Annotated in this window: 21 protein-coding genes; 10 read left to right on the top strand and 11 right to left on the bottom strand. The window is 67.6% G+C overall.

What is annotated here, in order from left to right:
- Window positions 1–196: 196 nt before the first annotated feature.
- The 8 genes from ACWEPL_RS38735 to ACWEPL_RS38700 all read left to right on the top strand — a co-directional run bounded on the left by ACWEPL_RS38735 (window position 197) and on the right by ACWEPL_RS38700 (window position 10,591).
- On the top strand, window positions 197–604 hold the full coding sequence (locus ACWEPL_RS38735; protein ID WP_431931506.1) for a pilin: 408 nt from the start codon (window positions 197–199) through the stop codon (window positions 602–604).
- Between the two features lie 365 nt (window positions 605–969).
- The gene (locus ACWEPL_RS38730; RefSeq protein ID WP_452439097.1) at window positions 970–2,334 is read left to right on the top strand and encodes a hypothetical protein; all 1,365 of its coding nucleotides are present in this window, start codon (window positions 970–972) and stop codon (window positions 2,332–2,334) included.
- Window positions 2,331–3,281 carry a PrgI family protein gene (locus ACWEPL_RS38725; RefSeq protein WP_452439096.1) on the top strand — a complete coding sequence of 317 codons (951 nt, stop codon included), beginning with the start codon at window positions 2,331–2,333 and terminating at the stop codon, window positions 3,279–3,281. Before ACWEPL_RS38730 ends, ACWEPL_RS38725 begins: the two co-directional genes overlap by 4 nt.
- Window positions 3,281–5,089, top strand: a complete 1,809-nt coding sequence (locus tag ACWEPL_RS38720) for a VirB4 family type IV secretion system protein (RefSeq protein ID WP_452439095.1) — start codon at window positions 3,281–3,283, stop codon at window positions 5,087–5,089. Before ACWEPL_RS38725 ends, ACWEPL_RS38720 begins: the two co-directional genes overlap by 1 nt.
- The gene (locus tag ACWEPL_RS38715; RefSeq protein ID WP_452439094.1) at window positions 5,086–7,551 is read left to right on the top strand and encodes a type IV secretory system conjugative DNA transfer family protein; all 2,466 of its coding nucleotides are present in this window, start codon (window positions 5,086–5,088) and stop codon (window positions 7,549–7,551) included. The genes ACWEPL_RS38720 and ACWEPL_RS38715 overlap by 4 nt, the downstream gene beginning before the upstream one ends.
- 55 nt (window positions 7,552–7,606) lie before the next feature.
- Window positions 7,607–8,473: a replication-relaxation family protein gene (locus ACWEPL_RS38710; protein WP_452439093.1), complete on the top strand. Its 867-nt coding sequence runs from the start codon at window positions 7,607–7,609 to the stop codon at window positions 8,471–8,473.
- Between the two features lie 42 nt (window positions 8,474–8,515).
- Entirely contained in the window at window positions 8,516–9,463 is a 948-nt protein-coding gene (locus ACWEPL_RS38705; protein WP_452439092.1) for a C40 family peptidase, read from the top strand.
- Window positions 9,464–9,586: 123 nt separating this feature from the next.
- On the top strand, window positions 9,587–10,591 hold the full coding sequence (locus ACWEPL_RS38700; RefSeq protein ID WP_452439091.1) for a hypothetical protein: 1,005 nt from the start codon (window positions 9,587–9,589) through the stop codon (window positions 10,589–10,591).
- A gap of 136 nt (window positions 10,592–10,727) precedes the next feature.
- On the opposite strand, the gene ACWEPL_RS38695 is transcribed toward ACWEPL_RS38700, so the two are convergent.
- The 7 genes from ACWEPL_RS38695 to ACWEPL_RS38665 all read right to left on the bottom strand — a co-directional run bounded on the left by ACWEPL_RS38695 (window position 10,728) and on the right by ACWEPL_RS38665 (window position 17,559).
- Window positions 10,728–11,051, bottom strand: coding sequence for a ParB N-terminal domain-containing protein (locus ACWEPL_RS38695; protein ID WP_357749592.1), 324 nt, complete (start codon window positions 11,049–11,051; stop codon window positions 10,728–10,730).
- 68 nt (window positions 11,052–11,119) lie between these two features.
- On the bottom strand, window positions 11,120–11,563 hold the full coding sequence (locus ACWEPL_RS38690) for a hypothetical protein (protein WP_452439090.1): 444 nt from the start codon (window positions 11,561–11,563) through the stop codon (window positions 11,120–11,122).
- A gap of 68 nt (window positions 11,564–11,631) precedes the next feature.
- Window positions 11,632–12,030 carry a hypothetical protein gene (locus tag ACWEPL_RS38685; protein ID WP_452439089.1) on the bottom strand — a complete coding sequence of 133 codons (399 nt, stop codon included), beginning with the start codon at window positions 12,028–12,030 and terminating at the stop codon, window positions 11,632–11,634.
- 194 nt (window positions 12,031–12,224) lie between these two features.
- Complete coding sequence (locus tag ACWEPL_RS38680; RefSeq protein WP_452439088.1) at window positions 12,225–12,695, bottom strand: hypothetical protein; 471 nt, start codon at window positions 12,693–12,695, stop codon at window positions 12,225–12,227.
- Window positions 12,696–12,792: 97 nt separating this feature from the next.
- The gene (locus tag ACWEPL_RS38675) at window positions 12,793–13,797 is read right to left on the bottom strand and encodes a DUF932 domain-containing protein (RefSeq protein WP_452439087.1); all 1,005 of its coding nucleotides are present in this window, start codon (window positions 13,795–13,797) and stop codon (window positions 12,793–12,795) included.
- 177 nt (window positions 13,798–13,974) lie between these two features.
- Window positions 13,975–15,105 carry a hypothetical protein gene (locus ACWEPL_RS38670; RefSeq protein ID WP_452439086.1) on the bottom strand — a complete coding sequence of 377 codons (1,131 nt, stop codon included), beginning with the start codon at window positions 15,103–15,105 and terminating at the stop codon, window positions 13,975–13,977.
- Between the two features lie 1,878 nt (window positions 15,106–16,983).
- Window positions 16,984–17,559, bottom strand: coding sequence for an ATP-binding protein (locus tag ACWEPL_RS38665; RefSeq protein WP_452439085.1), 576 nt, complete (start codon window positions 17,557–17,559; stop codon window positions 16,984–16,986).
- 494 nt (window positions 17,560–18,053) lie between these two features.
- Between ACWEPL_RS38665 and ACWEPL_RS38660 the strand changes: the two genes are divergently transcribed.
- Window positions 18,054–18,446: a hypothetical protein gene (locus ACWEPL_RS38660; protein WP_452439084.1), complete on the top strand. Its 393-nt coding sequence runs from the start codon at window positions 18,054–18,056 to the stop codon at window positions 18,444–18,446.
- A 38-nt stretch (window positions 18,447–18,484) separates the two neighbouring features.
- Here the strand turns inward: ACWEPL_RS38660 and ACWEPL_RS38655 are convergent, their stop codons facing one another.
- The 4 genes from ACWEPL_RS38655 to ACWEPL_RS38640 all read right to left on the bottom strand — a co-directional run bounded on the left by ACWEPL_RS38655 (window position 18,485) and on the right by ACWEPL_RS38640 (window position 21,559).
- Complete coding sequence (locus tag ACWEPL_RS38655) at window positions 18,485–19,498, bottom strand: AfsR/SARP family transcriptional regulator (protein ID WP_452439083.1); 1,014 nt, start codon at window positions 19,496–19,498, stop codon at window positions 18,485–18,487.
- A gap of 934 nt (window positions 19,499–20,432) precedes the next feature.
- Window positions 20,433–20,723 carry a hypothetical protein gene (locus tag ACWEPL_RS38650; RefSeq protein WP_452439082.1) on the bottom strand — a complete coding sequence of 97 codons (291 nt, stop codon included), beginning with the start codon at window positions 20,721–20,723 and terminating at the stop codon, window positions 20,433–20,435.
- Between the two features lie 352 nt (window positions 20,724–21,075).
- A complete protein-coding gene (locus tag ACWEPL_RS38645; RefSeq protein WP_452439081.1) occupies window positions 21,076–21,375 on the bottom strand; it encodes a hypothetical protein in 300 nt (99 codons plus the stop codon).
- A gap of 1 nt (window position 21,376) precedes the next feature.
- Entirely contained in the window at window positions 21,377–21,559 is a 183-nt protein-coding gene (locus ACWEPL_RS38640; protein ID WP_364242797.1) for a hypothetical protein, read from the bottom strand.
- Window positions 21,560–21,725: 166 nt separating this feature from the next.
- Between ACWEPL_RS38640 and ACWEPL_RS38635 the strand changes: the two genes are divergently transcribed.
- Window positions 21,726–21,980: a GntR family transcriptional regulator gene (locus ACWEPL_RS38635; RefSeq protein ID WP_452439080.1), complete on the top strand. Its 255-nt coding sequence runs from the start codon at window positions 21,726–21,728 to the stop codon at window positions 21,978–21,980.
- Window positions 21,981–22,319: the final 339 nt, after the last annotated feature.

Raw genomic sequence — 22,319 nt, 5'->3', positions numbered from 1 at the left:
TTTAACAGGTGAAAGGCAGCGCGGACGGCACCGGTCCGGCCAGGCCGCACCAGGCCACCCGGTTCCTGTCACCACCGGACCCGCCAACCGCCCCACGCAGAAGGAGGACGCCCACCCGGCCCTGGCCGGGACCGGGCCTCCGCGCTGCCTGTCCCACCCATCGCACGCATCCTCAACGCCATACCGGGAGGTAGCAGTGGTACCACGTTCCCGCTTCACCCCTCGCAAGGTCCTTCTCATCGGCGTCGTCATCGTCGCGGGCACCACGCTCGGCACGCTCCTCGAGCTGGCGCTCGCCCACCTCGCCGAGGCCGCTCGCATCTCCGGAATCACAGCGTCGGCCTGGGCTGGGCCTGCTCAGGCAAAGGAGGCCAGCTCGCTCAACCAGGTGATAGACAACCTGCGCAACGTGATCGTCGGCCTGCTGGTCGCGCTGGCAACCCTCTTCCTGACCGTGGGCGGGGTCCGCTACATCCTGGCCGGCGGCGACCCCGGTGAGGTGGAGGCGGCCAAGAAGACCCTGCGTTACGCGGCTATCGGCTATGGCATCGCCGTTCTGGCGCCGCTGCTGGTCAGCATCCTCAAGGGCATCGTAGGAGCCTGACAGTGCCCCGCCGGTCGCCGCTTCTGCCCGCCGCGAGTCCACGTCGCGTGGTGGTCGTGACAGCGCAACTGCTCGCGCTCATCGTCACCACGCTGGCCGCGATGAGCTCCCCAACGTGGGCGTCTCCGCCGCCGACGCCCTCGCCATCTTTGAATCCACAGCCCACCCCGCCCGCACCTGGGCCGGCCTCCACACCAGCGCCGACTTCACTCACTGGTCCGATGCTCACGCCGCCGCCCCAGCCGCATCCCACCACGCCGCCCTCCACCTCGACGCCAGATCAAACGGCTGCTCCAGACGAGTGCGGTTGGCTCGATTTCGGCTGCAAGATCAATCGGGCGCTGAACGGCTGGTTCGGCTTGATCGTGACCGAGGCGATCCAGCCGGCCTTCCAGGCGGTCGGGACTCTCCTGCTGTCCTCGCCGCCACCCTCGATGCTGGAGCGGGTCCAGGAGCTGTCGGCTCACGTGCGGCTGGTGGCCAACGCGCTGCTGGCGCTGTTCGTACTGGTCGCGGGTCTGATCGTGATGGCGTACGGCAGCGTACAGACCTCCACCACCGCACAGGAGATCATCCCGCGCCTGGTGGTCGCCGTCGTCGCGCTCAACACCTCGATCACCCTCTGCCAGTACGCCATCGAGCTGGCCAACGGTCTGGTCGCCGCGCTGCTCGGCGACGGTGTCGACGGGAAGCGGGCAGGCGACCTGCTGGCCAACAAGCTCGCCAACCCGGTCGGCCAGCTCCAAGGCCCGCAGATGTTCCTGATCTGGATGATCGGACTCGCCGTCGTGATGGGCCTCGTCCTGGCCTTCATCGCGATCCTGCGGGTCGCCCTGCTGCTGTTCCTGATCATCGCGGCGCCACTCGCCTTGCTCTGCCACGCGCTGCCGCAAACCGAGCACATCGCCCGGTTGTGGTGGCGAGCGTTCACCGGCGTCCTGATCATGCAGGTGCTGCAGGCGCTGGTGCTCATCCTGGCGTTCAAGGTGTACTTCACCGACTCCACCGACGCGTTCGCCACCCCGCCCGATCAGCCGGTCGTGGCGGTGGTGAAACCGGTCGTCACGCGGGCCATCGACACGCTGGTACTGATCGGCCTGCTGTTCATCCTGATCAAGATCCCCGGCTGGGTCGCCCGCTCCGTCTGGCAACACGCCCAGCCCCAGCTGCTCCAACGCCTGATCAAGTCCCTGATCGTCTACAAGACCCTCGGCCTGGCTGGCGCCGCTCTGCGCAAGGGCAAGGCCGCCAGTTCCGCCGCCAGAGGCGCCGGAGCCGCACGTCACTCGCGACCGCCGTCCGGGCCAGGACGGGCCGGACGGCGAGGCCCGAGCGGGCCTCGACCCAGGGGCGGGCCGCCAAGCATGAGAGGACCCCAGCCGATGAACGCATCTGCCCAGGCCCCGTCGAGCTCCACCACCGCAGCGGGCGGTAATCGCGGGCCGCAGCAGCTCGCGCTTCCGCTCAACCTGCCGCCCGCGCCGGCACCGGCCCCTGCCTCGCGAGCACGCGGTCGCCAGCTGGCGCTGCCATTCCCGGTCACGCGGGTGCCACGGCCACCTGCACCAGCCCCGCCATCTGCGCCGAGCGGGCCGTGGATCCGCCCCCGCCCGCCGTGGGTGCAACCCATGCTGCCCGGCATGCCCACCCGTCCCGGACGCCAACGACAACTGCACCTGCGGCTCGATCCGCCACCCCGCCGCCTGCCACGCGGAAGGAGAGATCCGTGAACGAGCCCGAGCCGCTGATCGCCCACATCCCCGCCGACATCGCCCAGTCCGACAAGATCGCTTACGGGCTGACTACCCGCCAGATCATCATCGTCGCTACCGCCGGAGCCCTTGCCGCCGCCATCTACTACCTGTTCCATCACCTGCTACCCGTGGTGGTCATCGCGGGGCTGGCGCTGCCGTTGCTCGCCGTCGGCCTGGCGGTCGCCCTCGGACGCCGGGAGGGCCTGAGCCTCGATCGCTTCTCGCTGGCCGCCCTGCGCTTCGCCCGCGCTCCCAAGCGACTGGTCGCTGCCTCCGGTGAGGTGGTCAAGCCGCCCGCCTGGTGCCGGTTGCGGGGCAAGCTGCCCGCACCTCTTCGCCTGCCGGTTCGCACCATCCGTACTGATGGCGCTTTGGAACTGGCGGACGGCGGGGTGGCGGTGCTCGTGGAGACCACCACCGTCTCCTTCCATCTGCGCACGACCGCGGAGCAGGCGGGCTTGGTGGGCGCGTTCGGCCGCTGGCTCAACTCGCTCGAAGCACCCGCGCAGATCCTGGTACGGGCCCGCCCGATCGAGCTCGACGCCCTGATCGGCACAGTCCTGCGACGCGCCGATCGGCTGCCTCACCCGGCGCTCGCCCGTAGCGCGACCGAGCATGCGGCGTTCCTGCAGCAGCTCAACGACTCCCGCGAGCTGCTGGCCCGCCAGGTGCTCATCGTGCTGCGAGATCCGGGACCGGCTCGCGGGCGCCGCACCACCAAGCGTGACACCGCAGCCTCCGTCGTGCTGCGCCGCGCCGACGAGAGCGCCCGCACCCTGGCCGCGCTCGGCATCTCCGTCGCCGTCTTGAACGCGTCAGCGGCGTATCGGGTTCTCACCGAATGCCTCGACCCCGGCGGCTGGCATCCCGTGCCGGCGGCCCTCCCCGACGACGTGATCACCACCACTGGCCAGGAGGGCTGATGAGACGACACCACGGCCAGCACGACAGCACGGCAGAAGCAGCCACGCTGCTGAGGCCTGCCGCTCTGCAGGTCGGCGCTCGCGTTCTGACCTTCCCGGAAGGAGTGGCCGCGTCCTTCGCTGTGGTCGGCTACCCGCGCGAGGTCGGTGCGGGCTGGCTGGAACCCTTGCTCACCTATCCCGGCCGCCTGGATGTGTCGGTGCACATCGAGCCGATCCCGCAGGCGGTCGCCGCAATGCGGCTGCGCCGCCAGCTCGCCCGGCTGGAATCGTCCAGCCGCGCTGACGCCCAGCACGGCCGCCTGCAGGACTTCGCCGTCGAAGCCGCCGCCGACGACGCCACCGAGCTGGCCGCCAGCCTCGCCCGAGGCCACGGGCGACTGTTCAAGGTCGGCCTCTACCTCACGATGTACGCCTCCAGCGAAGAAGAACTCAGCGCCGAGCTCGAACGCGTCCACGCCCTGGCCGCCTCGCTCCTCCTGGATGCCCAGCCGACCACCTTCCGGGCCCTGCAGGGCTGGGCAACCAGCCTGCCCCTCGGAGTGGACTCGGTGCAGCTGACCCGTACGTTCGACACCACCGCTCTGGCGGCCGCGTTCCCGTTCACCTCGCCCGACCTCGCCGCCCCCACCAGCGACAGCGCCATCCTGTACGGGCTCAGCGCCTCCAGCTCCGGCATCGTCGTCTGGGACCGCTTCGCCCAGGACAACCACAACTCCGTCACCCTGGCCCGATCCGGCGCCGGCAAGAGCTTCTTCACCAAACTCGAAGCCCTGCGCCTCCTCTACCAGGGCGTCGAAGTCGCCGTCGTCGACCCCGAAGACGAGTACGCCCGCCTGGCTCGGGCCGTCGGCGGTACCCACCTGCGCCTCGGCGCCACCGGAGTCCGCTGGAACCCGCTCGACCTGCCTACCAGCCACGGACCCCACGACGACGTCCTGTCGCGGCGAGCGCTCTTCCTGCAGACCCTCATCGCCACCATGCTCGCCACCCCGCTCACCCCGCAGCAGCGGGCATCACTCGACACCGCGATCATCGCCACCTACCAGCAGGCCGGAATCACCCGAGACCCGGACACCTGGAACAGGCCCGCCCCGCTACTGGGCGACCTCGTCACTGCCTTGAAGACAAAGAGCGCGGAACTGGCCGCTCAGCTCGCCCCGTACGTCACCGGCTCCTACCGAGAACTGTTCGACGGCCCGACCACCACCACACCCACCGGCCACCTGATCGTCTTCTCCCTCCGCGACCTGCCCGACGAGCTCAAAGCTGTCGGTACCTTGCTCGCCCTCGATGCCATCTGGCGCCGCGTAGCCAACCCGCGCGACCGCAAGAAACGCCTCATCGTGGTGGACGAAGCCTGGCTCCTGATGAAGGAAGCGGAGGGTGCCCGGTTCCTGTTCCGGATGGCCAAAGCCGCCCGCAAGCACTGGGCCGGGCTCGCCGTCATCACGCAGGACGCCGCCGACCTGCTCGGCACCGACCTCGGCCAGGCCATCGTCGCCAACGCAGCCAGCCAGATCCTCCTCCGCCAATCCCCGCAAGCCATCTCCGCCGTCGGCGACGCCTTCGACCTGTCCGAGGGCGAGCGGCAATTCCTGCTCACCGCCGAACGCGGCGAGGCCCTCATGGTCGCCGGCCCGGCCAGCCGCGTCGCCTTTTACGTCACCGCCTCCCCCACCGAGGCGCAGCTGATCACCACAGACCCGGCCGAACTCGCCGAGCTGGACACCTCCGAACCCGCCGCAGACCAGCTGATCTCCAACACCGCCTACGACGAACTCGACGGAGAGGCTGACCCGCTATGAGAGCAACAAGTCCTTGCCTGCTGTGCGACCTTGACGATCAGGACGTACAAGCCATCCTTGGCTTTCTCAGGGACCTGCCGTCGCACCTGTCCGAATACGCCCTGAGCTACGGCTGGCGCGTCGCCGCCATCGTCCTGGGCGCGATGTCACTGCTGGAGCTCGTACGGCGCCTCATCGGACGGCTACGCCACCGGCCCCTACTTCCCGGCGCCCGCCTGATCGAGATTTCCTGCCCGCCCGACAGCGACCCTCACGGCGCGCAGGTGCTATGGAGCCAGCTCATCGGACTGCTCCCCCCTGCGTGGAAACGCCTCCTGAGTGGCCAACCCCACTTGGTGTGGGAGTACCACGGTGACGCCTCCGGGGTTCGCGTACGCCTGTGGGTACCCGGCACCGTCCCACCTGGCATCGTCGAGAAGGCCATCCAGGCCGCCTGGCCTGGCGCCGTCACGACCACCGCGCCCGCTGCCAGCCCTCTCCCGCCCGCGACTGATATGGCAGGCGGACGGCTCATCCTCGGCCGGGCCGAGCACTTCCCTCTCAAGTCAGAACACCCGAACGACCCCATACGCTCCCTGCTCAGCGCGATGAGCGGCCTGCGCGACGGCGAGCACGCCGTCGTCCAGATTCTCGCCCGGCCCACCACCGGACGCCGCCTGCGCCGCGCCCACCGAGCCGCAGCCGCGCTCCGTGGCGCCCGCACCAGCAGCCTGCTCGGCCAGGTCCTCGACGAACTTGCGCCCATGTCCGGCCACAGCCATCCCGGCGAACTCGCTCGCATGTTCCCCGAACGCGCCGAGCAGGTACGCGCCATCCTCGCCAAGGCTGGCCAGCCGCGCTATCAAGTCGCGATCCGCTACGCCGTCGCCTCCACACGAGACGACGACTCAACACCCGGCTGGCTACGAGGCCAAGCCCACGCCCTGGCCGGCGTCTTCGCCTTGTTCACCTCCGGCCACCAGTACCTTCGCCGCGCCCGTCTCTACCGCCCCCATGCGATCATCCGGTCACGGCTCTTGCACTCGGGATTCCTGCTGTCGATCAGCGAGCTCGCAGCGTTGGCGCATCTGCCCTGGGATGCCGACGCCCCTGGCATCACCCGTGCCGGAGCCCGCCCCATAGCCCCGTCACCGGCCATACCGCGCGACGCGGCGGCCAGGCCGGTCCGGGTGTTGGGCGACAGCGACAGCGGCCCACGCCGCCCCATAGCCCAACCTGTAGCCGATGGCCGCCACCACACCCACGTCCTCGGCGGCACCGGAGTCGGCAAATCCACCCTGCTCGCCAACATGATCCTCACCGACGCTCACGCAGGCAGAGGCGCCCTCGTCATCGATCCCAAAGGCGACCTCATCACCGACGTCCTCACCCGCCTCCCCGACCGCGCCCTCGGCAAGACCGTCGTCTTCGACCCGCAAGACCCGAGCAGGCCGCCGGCAATCAACGTGCTCGCCGGGCCCGACCCCGCCTTCGCCGTCGACTCCGTTGTCACCATCTTTCACCGCTGCTTCCGGTCGGCCTGGGGACCGCGAGTGGACGACCTGCTGCGCTCTGCCTGCCTCACCCTCACGAAGGTGCTGGGCCAGCAGGCCACGCTGGCTGAAGTTCCTCGGTTGCTCACAGACTCCGCTTTCCGCGCCCGCATCACCGCCCGGCTCAACGATGAGCTCCTGACCGGGTTCTGGGACTCCTACCAGGCCCTCACGCCTGCCGGACAAGCCACCGTCATCGGGCCGGTCATGAACAAGCTGCGCGCCGTCCTCCTCCGTCCGTTCATCCGCCAAGCGCTCGCCAGCCCCGCGACCACCGTCCCCGTCGGCCAGCTCCTCAACGACGGAGGGCTGATCCTGGCCCGCCTCCCCAAAGGCATCCTCGGCGATGACGCGGCCCGGCTGTTCGGATCGATCCTGCTTGCCCATACCTGGCAAGCCGCCACCCGTCGAGCCACCCGCAACGAGGCCGACCGATCGGACGCCGCGATCTACCTGGACGAGTGCCACAACTTCCTGAACCTGCCCGGCCACATCAACGATGTCCTGGCCGAAGCACGCGGCTACCGCCTCTCCCTCATCCTCGCCCACCAGCACCTCGACCAGCTCCCCGCCGACCTGCGCGAGGCTCTCTCCGCCGACGCCCGCAACAAGATCTACTTCAACGCCTCCCCCAAGGACGCGGCCGAGCTCAAGCACCACACCGCGCCGCTCATCACTCCGCACGACCTCACTCACCTCGGCGCCTATCAGGCCGCCACACGTCTCATCGTCGACGGCCAGCAAGCCGCCGCCTTCACGCTGCGCACCCGCCCTCTGCCGTCTCTCATCCCCGGTCGCGAGCAGGCCATCCGCGAGGCATCACGGGACCGCTTCACCGGCTCGCCCCCGTCCGATGCCCAACGCCCAATACGGCAGAAGCGACCAGCCCATGGCAGGCCCGAACACGACCCGCGCGCCCACAACCACTGACTCACCCAGCACCCGATCCGACCGAGCCAGCCAGCTCGCCAAGAGGGAGATCCGCATGACCGCACAGCCCGTCCCGACCGGACAGCCCCGCCTCGACCGCATCGCCCTGACCACACTGGCCGCCCGCCTGACCCCGCGCGACTACGAGATCCTCGCCTACCTTCACCGCCACCGCGTGCTTACCACCCACCAGCTCCAGCGCATCTTCTTCGGCATCCCGCAATCGGCCCGCAAGCGCCTGGCCACCCTCTACGCGCTCAACGCCGTCACCCGCTTCCGCCCCTGGGCCCCGTACGGCGCAGGCTCACAACCCGTGCACTGGCTCCTCGGCCGAGCCGGAGCCGCCGCCCTGGCCATAAGAGAAGGCATCACCGTCAAAGAGCTCGGCTACGACCCCGACCACCCGATCGCAGTCTCCTCGCGACTGACCCACCAGGTCGGCGTCAACGAGTTCTTCTCACACCTGCACCATCGCGCCCGGCAACCCGACGCGCAGGCCGAGGTCAGGACATGGTGGTCCGAACGGCGCTGCGCCCAGGTCTGGGGCGACATTGCCCGCCCCGACGCCTATGGCCGCTGGATTGAAGACGGCCGCGACTTCGACTTCTTCCTCGAACACGACACCGGCACCGAAACCCTCGCCAAGGTCACCGCCAAGCTCCATGCCTACGCCAACCTCACCGACGCCACCGGGATCACCACACCTGTCCTGTTCTGGCTGCCCAACCGCACCCGAGAGAACAACCTGCGCAAGCTCATGGCTACAGCCGAGGTCCCGGTTGCCACGGCGGTCCACTCCGATGATGGCCCGGCAGGAGCCATCTGGATTCCCGTCGGATCCGATGAGCCCCGTCTGCGGCTTGCCGAACTCGCCGATGCCTGGACTCTCCTCGGCCGGCCTCAGAAGCACGCGGATGCGTGACCTCCCAACCGTTCCCGCGGCAAGGAACGGAGCTGGGACGAGATGAAGTACGCCGCGGCCGGCGCCGCTCTTCTCCTACTCCTCGTAGCCGCCATCATCGCAGCGGTGGCCAGTCTCCTGGACTCTGCTGGACCGAGCGGCTCGGCCTGCGTGGCGACGATGGCAAGCACCACTGGAGAGGTCGACCCGGTCGCGGCACCCGCCAACCAACCCATCCGCCAGATCGCGACCCTCGATGATGAGCAGCGCGTAAATGCCCTGCTCATCGTCAGCACAGGCCAGCAGCTCGGCTTGCCCGCGCGCGCCGCCGTGATCGCGGTGGCGGCCGCCCTGCAGGAGTCCGAGCTCCGCAATCTTCCCCACGGCCACCTCGACAGCCTGGGCCTGTTCCAGCAACGCCCCTCACAGGGCTGGGGAACTCGCGAGCAGATCCTCGACCCGTCACATGCGGCTCGCCAGTTCTACGATCGCCTGGTTAAGGTCCCCCGCTGGGAGCAGCTGCCATTGACCAGGGCGGCACAAGCCGTCCAACGCTCGGCCTACCCCGATGCGTACGCCCGCTGGGAACCGCTTGCCCAGCAGGCCGTCGACGCCGTCTCCGGTGCCTGCGTGCTGCCCATCGCGGGCGAGAAGGTAGCAGCCGTTCTCGCCTACGCCCACGCCCAACTCGGCAAGCCCTACCTTTGGGGTGCCGAAGGCCCATTCGCCTTCGACTGCTCCGGCCTCACCATGCGCGCCTACCAGGCGGCAGGCATCACTATCCCTCGCGTCGCGGCCGACCAATGGAGACATGGCCAGCCCATCCCGCCCGGCCATGAACAGCCCGGCGACCTGGCGTTCTTCCACATGCAACCCGATGGCCCCGGACACGTCGGCATCGTCATCGGCAACGGCCAGATGATCCACGCCCCCAACCGCCACGAGACCGTCAAGATCGCCAGCTACTGGCGGGCCGACCTCATCGGATTCACGCGCCCCGCCTCCCGATGAACCCATGCGTTCCGGCGCACGGGAACCTGTGGCTGCTTTCCCAAAGCGACTGTCACGGACAGTCATATTTTCGGTACCCTCCGGGCACATTTCGACTCGCCTCATGCTCGAAGGAGACCCGGAATGGAAAGCTCCCGCCCCAAGCCGCTCTACGTCATGATCCCGAATGACCTCAACGACCCCCTGCAGATCTCCATCGGACATCGCGTGATCGGCATGACGATCGTCGACCGCAGTGCCGTCCATCGGCTCACGGCGGACTGGAACGTTCCGGGTATCTATCTCCTGCTGGACCGCCCAGACCCAACCGGACGCTGGGCAGCCTATGTCGGTAAAGCCTCCCCTGGTGGGTTGCGCACTCGAGTGCTCAACCACGCCAGCACCCGTGACAATGCCTGGTACCGGGCCCTGCTCGTTCGCCGAAACGACGACAAGTTGCACTCGGGGCAGGCCGGCTGGCTGGAAGGAGAGCTCTACAACCACCTGCTCGCCTCCGATCAGGTCTACCTGCATAACCGCAACCGGCCTCAGGACGACACCATCTCGCTGGAGGATCAGATCAGCCTGAGCGAGTACGTCCCTCCCATCCTTCACACGCTGCACCTGCTCGGGCACCGCCTCATCCCCGCTCCGCCTTCCGCTACCGCGCAGGAACAGCGCACGGTCCGCTGGCGTATTCGCGCCCGGCAAACGTCCTCTCGCGCTGAGGCACAAGTGCCCAGCGAAGTGTCCAACCGGACCCGCCCCATGCCTCGCTCTCGCGTCGGCGCTCGCGCCCGCAGCGACATATGCGTGTACGACCTACTCGAAGAGGGGCTCGTCGCCTCGGGCACCAAACTCGTCAGTCCTTCTCGCATGTATCCCGGCTTCGTCACCATTGCCGACGACGGTTGGCTCGAAGACCACGAAGGACGCCGCTGCGAAACGCTGTCCGGCGCGGCCAAGGCGCTGATCGAGAGCCATTCAGATGACGAGGAGAAGGGAAAAGGTAAGAGGCAGTGGCGAAACGGGTGGGACTTCTGGCTCGTCCCAACGCCTGGCGGCCTCGCCAAGATTGACACGCTTCGCCGGGAGCTCGAGCGGCGCAGGGCCATGCGTCTCGAGCAGCGCCGAGACAGCCGAGGGTAAGCGCAGGTGGATCGCGAGCTGTCCAATCGGGCATCGGGGGTGTCCTCGCGCGAGGGCCGGTGATGCAGGAGGTGTGCCCCGGCCACACACCACAGGTGCGCGACCGGGGCAGACCACCTACACCACCGGACTTCGGCTACCGCCGGGATTGGCCCTTCTCCCCACCGAAGATGCGGCAGGCCAGCTCCTCCTCGGCGGTCAGCACAATGACCGGCAGCTTCTCCACCCCCTGGGTGAGGGCCTTGTGGATCCGGTGCCAGCCATCGACGATCAGCCAGCCCACATCCGGGATCGGCACCGCGATCAGCGGCTCGTCCAGGTTCACGCTGGCCGCGTGCGCGTGGTCGATGCGGATCAGGTAGAGCATGCCCGCCCACGTCTGCGGGTCAAGCTGGCCGGTGGGCTCGCGGCCCTGCGTGAGCTGCTTGGCGGCGGTGATGTCCCACTTCCAGGCCAACATCTGGAACGTCTCGATCTGGGACTCATCCAGGGGGCTGGGGTGCGGCCGTGATGCTGGGGCGTGAGTATTCACTTGGGCTGCTCCGTTCGGGGCGAGGGGATCTTCGTTGCCTTGTCGAGGAATTCGCGGGCGGCGGTCCGCTTGATCAGCTCCAGCGCGCAGTCGAGATGTGCGAGTGCGAGTTCCTTGTCGGTGGCGCCATCGAGCCCCTTAGCAGGGCGAGCGTCTGCGAGGTCCTGGGTGCGGTAGCAGCTGACCCAGAAGCTGAACTTGGCCATCGCGCGGACCATGCCCAGCCCGTGCTGCTCGCCGTACCGCCCGAGCATGTTCCACCAGTGGAGCAGGAGGTTGGCCTGCAGGGCGGCACACAGTTGTTCGGCGCTGAGCCTGTAACCATGAGCCAGTCGCGAAGCCAGGCCGTCGACTGTGTCCTTGTTCACCTGCTGTTGCTGCCGGACCAGGGCCCGCAACGAAGGCTCACCGGACAGGTGAGGGGGTGTGGGGTCGTTCACGAGAGTGATGTCCTTTCCAAGATCAATGGGCGTTTCGCCGTGGTGGGGACCTTGTCGGAGACGAGCGGTCATGCGCCGGTTGGGGATGAGGGGCTGGTGGAAAAGTCACCGTGCCGGGTTGCGTGTTCAGCGAGCAGTTCGCCGGTGGCGGTCAGAAAGCGACGGGCGGCTGCCCTGGAGGCATGTGCGAGGGCATGATCGAACAGGGTGCCTGGCTGGGTGGAGCCGATCTCGGCGGTCAGGTGGGTTCGCGCCCACGAGCGCACTCGGCGGAGCGCATGGTCAGCCTCCAGGTTCCGCTCGCTGAGCTGCTCGCCGACCTGCTCCCACCATGTGCGCAGCGCCTGGGTGTAGGTCGCCTGGTACAGCGGCTCGCTGGTCAGCCGTAGCCCGCGTTGCAGCAGGTCGGCCACCTCGGCGGCGGCCGCGTGTGCGGCGTGTTGGGCGGCGGCGAGCGCCTCGTGCACTCGTTCGTCAGCCAGCGCGAGTGGACCTACCGTCCCGGATCGCGGTGAGCTGGACTCGTCCGCCGTGCCGGGCGGCGTGGGCGGAACCGCCACCGATTGCGCACCTGCGTACGGGGCTCGGCGGTCGCTGGGGGTGTTCAAGGTGATTGTTCCTTTCGGTGGAGAGGTCAGAGGTAGAGCCACCCGGAGGTCACTCACAGCCGCCCCGACTCCCACGCACGGGGCGGCGATGCGGTGGCTGCCGGGTCGTGAGGTGTGGCCGAGGCCGTCAAAGCAGGTCCGGCGGTGGCGGCGAGCTTGGCCAGAGCGTCGGCAAGGGGCTGGGTGGTGGCCAGGAACTGCCGGGCGGCCTGACGGCCCGCCTGAGCCATGGCCTGGGCGAACAGGTCGCCATAGATGGTGGGATAGCCGGTCAGCAGGCGCTGTTCGGCCTCGCGGCGGATACGCAGGATGGCCTCTGCTCCGTCGGCTTCCTCGCTGTTGATCAGGTCCATGACCTGCTGCCACCAGCCGCAGACGTACTGGGTGACTGCGAGCCGGGCCAGGTCGTCGGAACGGAGCTCCTGACCAGACTCGGCGGCGTAGGTAAGCTTGCCGATCGCCTCACATGACTCGAGTGCGGCGTTGGCGTGGTGGGTTTCGGCCAGGTCTTCGAACTGGGTCACGTCGTTCTCCCGAGGTATGAGCTGACTGGACCCGGGGACGGAGAGGAGGTTCCGGTACGGCCCGGCCCCGGGCAGGCCGTACCGGGGTCGCGGGCGTTCAGGCGGTCGCGAGGAGCTTGAAGGCACGGATCTTGATCTTGGTGTTGTCGTGGTCGGTCAGCAGGGCGCGCTCGGCCCGGACCACGGCGCTTTCGCGCGGCCCGATCACCGGGCTGCGGTGGTCCAGCCGCTCGGTAACCGCGTTGTAAGCGGCCCAGCGGGTGTTGCGGATCGGCTCCTGCGTGGGCGCGGTGGTGAACAGGTACTCCAGCTCCCGCATGGCCAGCTCGTGGTTGCGGCGAGTGATCTCCTTGGCGTCCGGGGCGAGCGGGTGCAGGGTGTTGGTGAACTGGCGGAACTCCTTGACGTCCATCGGAATCGCGAGGAGCTTCTCGGCCTCGGCGGCGAACGCCTCCCCGTGCCGCCAGGTCAGCTTGAGGGCCTCCCGCGCCTCGGCGATCCGGCCCGCGATGTGGCCGGTGTGGCGGACCCGGAACATCGAGGCGTGGTTGCGCAGTGCGGCCCGTTCGGTGTTCGCGCACACCACTCGTACGGGAGTGGCAACCGTGGTGAAGGCCCCCCAGCCGTCGTGCCGGGAGAAGGCCGCGAGGTACAGGTCGAGCTGGTCGTGCCCGCCGACCATGAGCGGTTCGGGCAGGCGCATGGTGACGAACACTCGCCGTCCGCCGTTCAGCGATCCGCCGGTGTCGAAGATGGCCCCGGACTCGTCCACGAGGGTCTGCAGGAAGTCGGCGACCTCCTCGTTCTGGACGATCTTGTATTCCTTGCCCACCATGCCGAGGCGTTCCGGCTCGCGGGTGACCGGGTTCGTGCGGACGATGAGGAAGTCCTCCTCGCTGGTCACGGGCTGGCCAGTGTCCGGGTCGGTCACCGTGCCAACCGGCACCTTGCGCACGTTCCACCCGGCGAGCTGGGCGTTGGTGAGCAGTTCCTCGGCGGTCATCGGGCCGGGGGCGGTGTAGCCGAGCCGGTGCCAGCCGGGCTTCCCGGCGGCCGCGAACCCGGCAGAACCGTTAGCGAAGATTTCGATCTCGTGAGCCATGGCGGATGCCTCCTCGAAGGCGGTCGTGAAATGGGTGTGAGGGAACGGATGGAAGGCGGGTGTTCTGGGCTCAGCCGTAACGGGGACGAGCAGGGGCCCGGCGCGCCGCCCTAGGCAGGCGATGCCGTGTCTGTGCGGCGGGGATGGCCCGCACGGGTCCCATCCCCGCCACGCGCATCAGCGACCGGAGTCCAGGTCGTCGGCGAGGGTGTACCGGCGGGGCCGCTCGCAGGTCAGCTCGGCCTGACCGAGGCTGACCAGCCGGTCCAGAGCGTTGGCCACCGCGCCGGACGAGGAGTCCAGCACCCGGCCGATCTCGTACGGGGTGAACTCCTTGCCCGGATGCTCGGCCAGGTGCGCGAGCACCCGATCCCGCAACGCGCCATGCCGGACCGTGCCCGCCGTCCTGGCGTCCTGGGCACTGGCCCTGGTCGCCGCCCGGGCTGGAGGTGAAGTGGTACCGGTCAGCACCGAGCGAACGGCGCGGTGTACCTGCGGAGCCTTGGCCATGGCCATCTCGAGCCGCCCCAGAGCCAGTACCGCATCCCCGTCCGCCTCCATCGCGGCCGCCGTCCCCAGCAACAGCTCGGCCAGCTCCAAAAGCTCGGCCCGCGCCTGCTCGCGCGCTGGATCCTCCTCGGCCCCCGGCTCCGTGTCCGGCGCATCCTCGTCTCTTTCCAGCCGTTCATCGAGGACAGCCGCCGTAGGGCTATTTGGGGCTGGACCGTCCTCCGCCTCTGGGGCTTCAGCCGCAGGGGAGGCTTCACCAGCGTCGATGTCCGTTGACACGAGTGACTCCGCGTTTGCGGTGGCCTCCGGCTCATTTTGCGTCTCGGCGATCCCCATGGAGGGGGCGTCAGGCGTGGGAGCACCGTTGATGACCACCTCGGCAGCGGACACCGAAGTGTCGGGTGCGCAAGTCGAATCGGGCCCGTCCCGATCCGGCGCGGAAGGAGCGTCGGATGTGGTGGCGTCGGTGATGATCGGGTACCAGCGGTCCGGGGTCCGGCCCCGTCCCTGCCCGTCGTAACCGCCCGCAACCCGGCGGGCTCGGCCTTCGCTTTCCAGCTGGTTGAGGATCTTGCCCGCCACCATCCGGCTCATCCCCGCCGCCGCGCCAACCGCCGTGGCCGACGTACCGGGGTTGGCCACCAGCGCCGCCCACACTGCCTCCTGACGGCCGTCCGTACCGTCCGCGCCATTACCGTCTAGGGGCGGCACGTCCGGTACGTCGACGGCTCTAGGGGCGACATCCGATGCGATTTCGCCAGCGCCATCGGACGCGACTTCCGGGGCATGAATAGCCATTGAAACGTCTCCCTTCCCGCAAGATTCGCCCCCCGATTTTCGGGGTCGGCGTTTTGGGTTGGCTCGACGATGGCTCGCATAACGCGCCTACGGCAAGCGGTCTCCGGATATTTTTCGTCACCCCAACGGCTGGAGAGGCTATCCTCACCAAAGTCTTCTCTGAGCTGCTAAAACATCTCACGAGAAGGCGGGCCGATCGGCTTGACATTATGACCGTGATCCAGTCGCACCATATTTCCACAACGACGGCCATCCATCCCTCATGTCCATTTAGAAATTAATCGGATCTCGACATCAATCCCCGTTTCAACTTGACATCATTACCGGATCGAGCGTCCATAGAAATGGCACAGGAAATCCGGGCACGCTGGCCGTGGGCCGGAAACGGAAGGGATAAAGAACATGACCGAACGCCCAAGGCCCTGCCCTACACGCGCGCCCTCGCCGCGCACGGCTTCACGCGTAGCGGTCAAGGCAACGCCGGGGACAGACGGCAAATCATCCAGGGCTACCGGTCCCCTGACGGCCACGTCTACCAACTCACCATCCCCGACGGCCCCGGCCGACCCGTGATCGTCGAGGACGCGCCGCCGCCCCGGTCACGCCCCCGATCGCACCCAGCTGGCTACCGTTCCTCCCGGTACCCCCGCCACCGACGTGGCCGCCCTCGTCGCCGTCGCACACGCCGCGCACACCGTCCCCGCCACTGTCTGACAGCCCCGCCGCCCCTGGCCCCAGCACGCCCATAGGCGGCCGGGGCCACAGCCATGCGCCGGGGGCGGGGGTACGGCGCACCACCCGGACCGCCGTCCGGGGCTCACCATGCGGCGACGCGGCCGGGCACACCGCCGGGCGAAGGTTCTGCTCGGCTGTCGCCGAACGGCAAGCGCCAAGCGGACCTGCCGCACGCGACGCATGCCAGAACGTCAGCAGGTAAAGCACGCCGCTGGGCGCCGGCAACCAGCAGGAACAGACAAGCCCATCAGAATCCCCGGCCCATCTATTCGTAGCCTCGCCTATAGGCGAGTCGGGCCGCGCATCGCGCAGTCCAAGACCGCCCTGACCTGGCAAGACATCGCTATCGCGAGTAGCGGTCTTAATGACGCGCAGGAGCGCTATCCGCATCTCCACGCCGATCTCAGCGGCGAGCAACCTGCCTCTCCCCTGCCCGCACCACCCAAGAGACCCCAAGTTCCTCGCGCCGCTGGCGCAGGCCACCAATGTCACTGCCGACGCCCGCCATTACTGGTGTTTGGGCCGAGCCCGCATTCATCAGCTCGTACCGTCTTCACAAGCAGGCGACCGTTTACAGTCGGCGCGGAGATCAAGCGGATGAGTTCTGTGTCCAACGAGATCAAGTCGAGGACATGGCCAAGTGTCGGCCGCCTTGCCTTCTCCTCCTCAGGAGAACCACCAGTTACCGCGCGATCGTGCTAGCTGTACGTCGCGTACGTCTACGCAGCCGTGGCCAGGGCCACCGCCCCCATCCCCGTACGGGATGGGCCACGGCCGCCCACGTGCCAGTTTCGGACCGGTGCGCGTGCAACACCGCCTGTCGCGGTACATCGCCCACGACCGTGTCCCCCGGCCCCGCCCCAGCCATTCCACCGACAGCGCCCGGCCGTGACACCGACTTGATCTCTGGGGCCAACCCCCTTGCCGCTACGTCAACCGTGCTGCGCCCATCAGCCTCCAGCAGGCCATCCCGGAGTTCACCTGGCCCGTAAGCGGTGATCACCGCCTGCTTGCTGCGGAGCGCAATCCACCGGTAGCTCACCACGAGGAACGCCCAGTGTGGATACTCCTGACGCAACCGGCCGAGCTCACGCTGCGCCCATGGCTCCTGCCCGAATGCGGACGCTGGGTCCGCACGGTGGCTCACGGCGCCTCCAGCAGCCGCGTGGAAGGGTCCAGCGCAAAGCCCTCCCGTCCAGCCTGGTCCGGTTGCCATCCGCGCTGCGGAGACGCCTGCGCTTGGGATTCATCCGACGCAGAGAGTGCCATGTGTGCGGGAGCCGTCCCTGCCTCGTCAGGTGAGAGCACGCTCCCCCAGGCGGCAGCATCGCCCTCTTGACCAGGGGCCGAAAAGAGCTGTTGGCGTTCCTGATCACCGAATGGGGCGAGGCTGAGCTCGGCCCAGACCGCGTGCCCGGTGATCGGGTCCCCGCACACACCCATCGCCGCCGCCAGCTGGGCCACTCCCACCAGCCCGCGCCCGTCCTCTCGCTGCCCCGTCTCGGTCCTCCGAGCGGCCGGAACGCCACGATCGAGAGCCGGAACGGCTCCTCCTCCCAGGTCGTAGAGGACGACCCGCGCCAGATGAGCGGAACGAGCGACCTCCACCACGAAGTAGCCGCCTGCCGCACCGGACAGGCTGTGCCGCAGCGCGTTGCTGATCAGCTCCGCCGCCACCCACTCCGCATCCTCCGCGCGTGGCGTGTTCTCCAGCAGCAACCTCACCAAGCGACGCGCCGGCGCAGCCTGATCCCCACGGCCCGCGAACGTCCGTCGCCACACCAGCCCTCCTCCACCGTGTCCCGACCGAACCTCCGCCAAGACCCGGCCCGGCTGAGGAGCGGGGAAGCACACCTTGTGGCGCTGCTCGCTTCCGTTCGCATGCGCGTCCCCATACAGCGGCGCGCTATCGCCCGCCTGGCCGTACTCGTGATCGTCGTGGCGCTGGTCCACCGCTGGTCACCTCCGCGATAAACCCCGGCCGATCCGGGGACGGCCAGCACCATCAACCAACTCCACGCCCGAATCACACCCCCAGCGAGCGCCACCCATCACCCCCGCCCGTTGCGCCCAACTACCTGCGACAACGCGCGCCGACCGGGCTCGATCACCAGGCATCATTTCCGATCTATCACCCCAACCAGCGGCTTGAGCCTCACCCGCCAGCCGCCCTACCGTTCACCACCCCACATCGCCGAAGGGAGCGTGGATACATGTCCGGCAAGGGCTACCAAACACTCCTCGACTGCCGGCATCGAGGCCGCCTACTCCGAGAGCACGGCTTCACGGTCGACCAGATCGCCATCGTCTTCAGCCTCGACCACTCAGCCAGCCCGCTCCGGCTGTACCGCTACGCCGCCGGACTCACCGCCAGCCAGGTCGTCACCGCCCACGCAGCGCTCGATTCCACCGGAGCCACGAGCTTGCGCGAGGCCCGCCTCTACGAGTACGAGAACTGGCCCCGCGGCGGCCGCCGACCCCCCGCCCACGTCCTCCGGCTACTCGCACGCATCTACGGCACCACACCCGCACAGCTCGTGTCGCCTCAGATACTGGCCACGTACCAAATCCGTGACCAGCGGGAACTCGTGCGCGGCGATCAATGACGTGGGCACCTCAGCACCCGGCTCTCGGCCCCGCTCGGCTATTTAACAAAGCGCTGATACGTGCGCTGCGATTCTGCGCTTGGGCGCGCGTCGATCTCTACCAGGCGCTCCGTCAGCTGCTGGTATGTCCAGCGGACCTCGGAGACCCGCCCCAGCTCGCCCTCAATAGTCATGATCTTGCACCACAACATCTCGTTGTAGGGGTCAATGCGGTCCACGGCCAGTCTCAGGGAGCCCAACGCCTGATCCGGATCAGAATGACGCTCAAGCTCAGCAAGCCGAGTCGCCGCGGTGACAGCCTGGGTGACAGCGGTCTGGCGGAGTGGCAGGCACCAGACATCATCACGGTCGGCAAGCAACGGCCCTCGGTAAAGGGCCACCATCCGCCGGAGCGCCTCACGCCGCGTCCTCTCGTCCTCGGCGGTGTTCGCCTGTACGTACGCCTCCTCGAACCGCCACCAGTCCACGTCGAAGTAGGCCGCCGACAACCGCCGCCGCTGCCCGACCTTCAACACGAACTTGACCGAGGTCCCAAGCCCCGTCGCCTGGCGCATCGCCCCGTTGATGTCGCGCACAGCCGTCTCCAAGCGCCGCGCTCCGCGCTCCCCGTCCTCTGGCCACAACCGGTCGATCACCGCGTCCGAGGACTCGCCGTCCTTGGCTGTCGCCAGCAGGGCAAACAACGCTCTCCCCTCGGCCCTGCTGAAGGACACCTCCCTCCCAGCAACCATCAGTCGCGCAGGACCCAATACCTCAACCTGAGCCACTGATGGCCTCGGCGTCTCGATCGGCGGCGCCACCAGCGGCTTTAGGGGCGCGGTCGAAACAGCTTCCGGAACAGCAGGACTCGGATGATCCACCTCCGACCTAGCTGGGGGCTTCTCTCCCTTGACGCCCACGCTCGCGGCACTCACCGGCACAGCGGCCAGCTTTTGATTAGCGCTGCGGTCCTCGTTGTGACAGTGGACCGTTGGCAGGTTCGCCTCCGGCCCGGCGTTCGACATGCGCACGCGAACCCACCGCACCAGCAGGCCGCTCAACAGCATCACCATCAGGGCGAAGGTTGCCGCCCCGGCTGGCAGGAGCAAGCCCTGCCCGGCGACCTCCCGCTCCTGCCGTTGGGCCTGGGATAGGTGAGGACTGGCGCCAGGCGCTGGGCTCTCGCCAGGGCCAGCGGGCGACTGTGACCTTGTACTCGAAGAGTAAGGCGTTGCCCTGGCATGTCGGTCTTGATGCCGCCGGCTGCCCTGCCGAGCTTTGTGCGGCCTCGGTCGTACCTCGTGAGAAGAGATTCGCTGCGGACGTCCTATCCGCTCCTCCTCCGGCGGCTTCTCCTCAACCATGTTTCGGTGACGAGAACCTGGTCTCCGCTCCGCCGATGGGCGCCTTGTCCCGGGTGACCGCTGCTCCTGGCTGGCCGATGCTTTACTGCTGGGCGGCCTCAGCGGGACCTTCGAACCATCCGACTCGCTTCCTGGAGAAGCTGTGGAGGCCGGCAGCTTTCTCGCTTCTCGCAAACGCCCCATTAGATCCAGGGGCCGCCCGTTCTTGATGTCGTCGTTGACAGCGGCGCACCACTTTTCGATGTCATACAACTGATACGCCACTTCGGACACTCTTGGGCAATAGCCAGGATCATCCGCCCTTGCGGGCAATACCCCGCCAAGAAAGGCACCGAGCGCAGCAGCAGCCATGACGGGATACTGAGCCCAAGCCTGAATCCGCCTGCCGCTGCCCTTTGCGAGAAGGTTCCCCGGATTCATCAGGCACCTCCCCAGCAGTCCAGCACGTCACTTCTGGTTTACCACCCCTCCCAGTCAAGGCGATCATGAAAACGCGAATACAGATCATCAAGGCTTGGCTCGAAGCAATAAATCTTCACTCACAAGCAGCCCAACAGAAGCCCCAAAGATCACGCCGAAGGCGCCCAACACAGCCAGAGTTAGCAGCTCGCGCTAGATAGGCTAAATGTCCGACTCGCGCCGATCACCCCACGAAAACGCTCTTGCCGTACTTCGAGACTCCCGCATGACCAGGGAGAAGCACTGCGTTGATTTCAGCGTCACACTTGGGACCGTCGTGGATGAAGGCGACTCCCCTGGCACCATTGAAGACGTACGCCGGCGACCCATCGACGGGATAGCAGCCGCTCGGGTTGTAATACGTCTTGCCATTGATGAACAAAACGCCCGTTGCGGCGTCAGCATCGACGGGAGCCCCCGTCACCAGCACTCCCGCTACGGTGAGGCTGGCGAGCGTGGCAGTGATACGCCCCATGTCACAAACCCCCAAGATCACCGATCGCTGCCCGCGACCTATTCTCAACAGAGAGTCATATCACGACCACGCACGGCTATAGCCACTGAGTGACGGATCCGTTCTTGATCACCTGACTCACCTTCCGAGCAGCCGCGGCAAGCCATTCATGGAGGCGCCATCTCACCGAAGAATGAAAGACACCGAAGCAGCAACCCTCTCGAGCGCCTCAGCGGCACGAGGGCAAACGACACCCAGGCTCAAATGTTCGGCACGGGGCGAGCCAGGACCGTCAGCGCTTCTGCCCCATGAACTGGCTCGCGCTGCAGGAGACGCAGCGGATGCACGGTGACGCACCCGCGCCGCGCCAGTCTCATCGCGCCTCGCCGCGCAAGATCCTCTCGTACAGGTTTCTCGCCGCCGCGGTCAGCATCCACTCGCTTTCGCGAACAATGCCCTTGGCCCGAACAGGGCCCTTGGCCCGATCCGTCCGACGCACGAAGCTCAGACCGCCGCCAGCACACAGCTCGTACAGCAACTCGTTGCACTCGCATGAGTGTGAGATCACACGAATACGTTGCACTCGCCGGCACGGTCGGTACCAGTGCACCTCGACACAGCTGGCCTGCGGAGGCTCGAAGTGCGGGCCATGGAAGTCAGCGATCTCCGTCATGTCACGCAGTCCTCCCTTCGAAGACCTCGATGAGATTTCTGAGTGCAACGTCGACGCGCGCCATGACGAGCTCGTGGATGTAGTCACTTCCGGGCGGCAGCCGATAACCGTGCTTCTCCAGCACGGTCCGGATGTCCGCAACCAGAACAGACGTGATCCGGTCGTCCATGGTTGGCTTGCCCATGGGTCGGACCTCCCGTGTCCGATCAAGGGCCCGCCTCAGCGCTTCCACCGCCGGGGCGGGCCCGTTTGTTTCGTGCCAGGGTACGTGTAGCACGTACAACTCGTCTAGCACGTCTAGTCCGTACCCAACGTAAGTCCTATGACTGCCCGTCCCTAACGTGCTGTCTGTGACAGTCGACCAGCTTGACCCGACACCGATTTACGAGCAGCTCGCGCGGATCATCAGGGAAAGAATCAAGGCGAGCGACTTGAAGGAACGGCAGGTCGTCCCTTCGGAGAGCTCGCTGCAGCAGGAGCACGGCATCGCACGTGGTTCGGTCCGCCGCGCCATGGAGCTCCTGCGGGAGGAAGGCTGGGTGGTCACGATCCAAGGCCGGGGCACGTTCGTGGCTCCAAAGGAGAGCTGGCCCGAGCAGCCATAGGTCCAGGACCGAGATCAGCAGAATAGGTCCAGAGCAAAGTCGATTTCTGGCTCTCCTCTTGGACCCGGTGCGACGACAAGGTAGGTGCCGTACGACTCCTCGGGGGCAACGAGGGCGGCGGTTTGATGTTCGATTAAGTCGACCGCGTGAACCTGCCCCAAGTGCAGCAGGAGCTGCGGGACCACCTCGATCGCGTTGGCCAGTCGTTACGGATCGTCGGGCCCTCCTCCAAATGTCGCACGGGCTAAGAAGTCCTAACAGAATGATCAGCGGGTGAGGCGGCGCCAGCAAATGATGGTTGCGGCGAGGGTCATGAAAGCTTCGTGGATGTCGTCGCGG

The organism is Nonomuraea sp. NPDC004186 (assembly GCF_053603495.1).
This window is presented reverse-complemented; position numbering and strand designations above follow the sequence as displayed.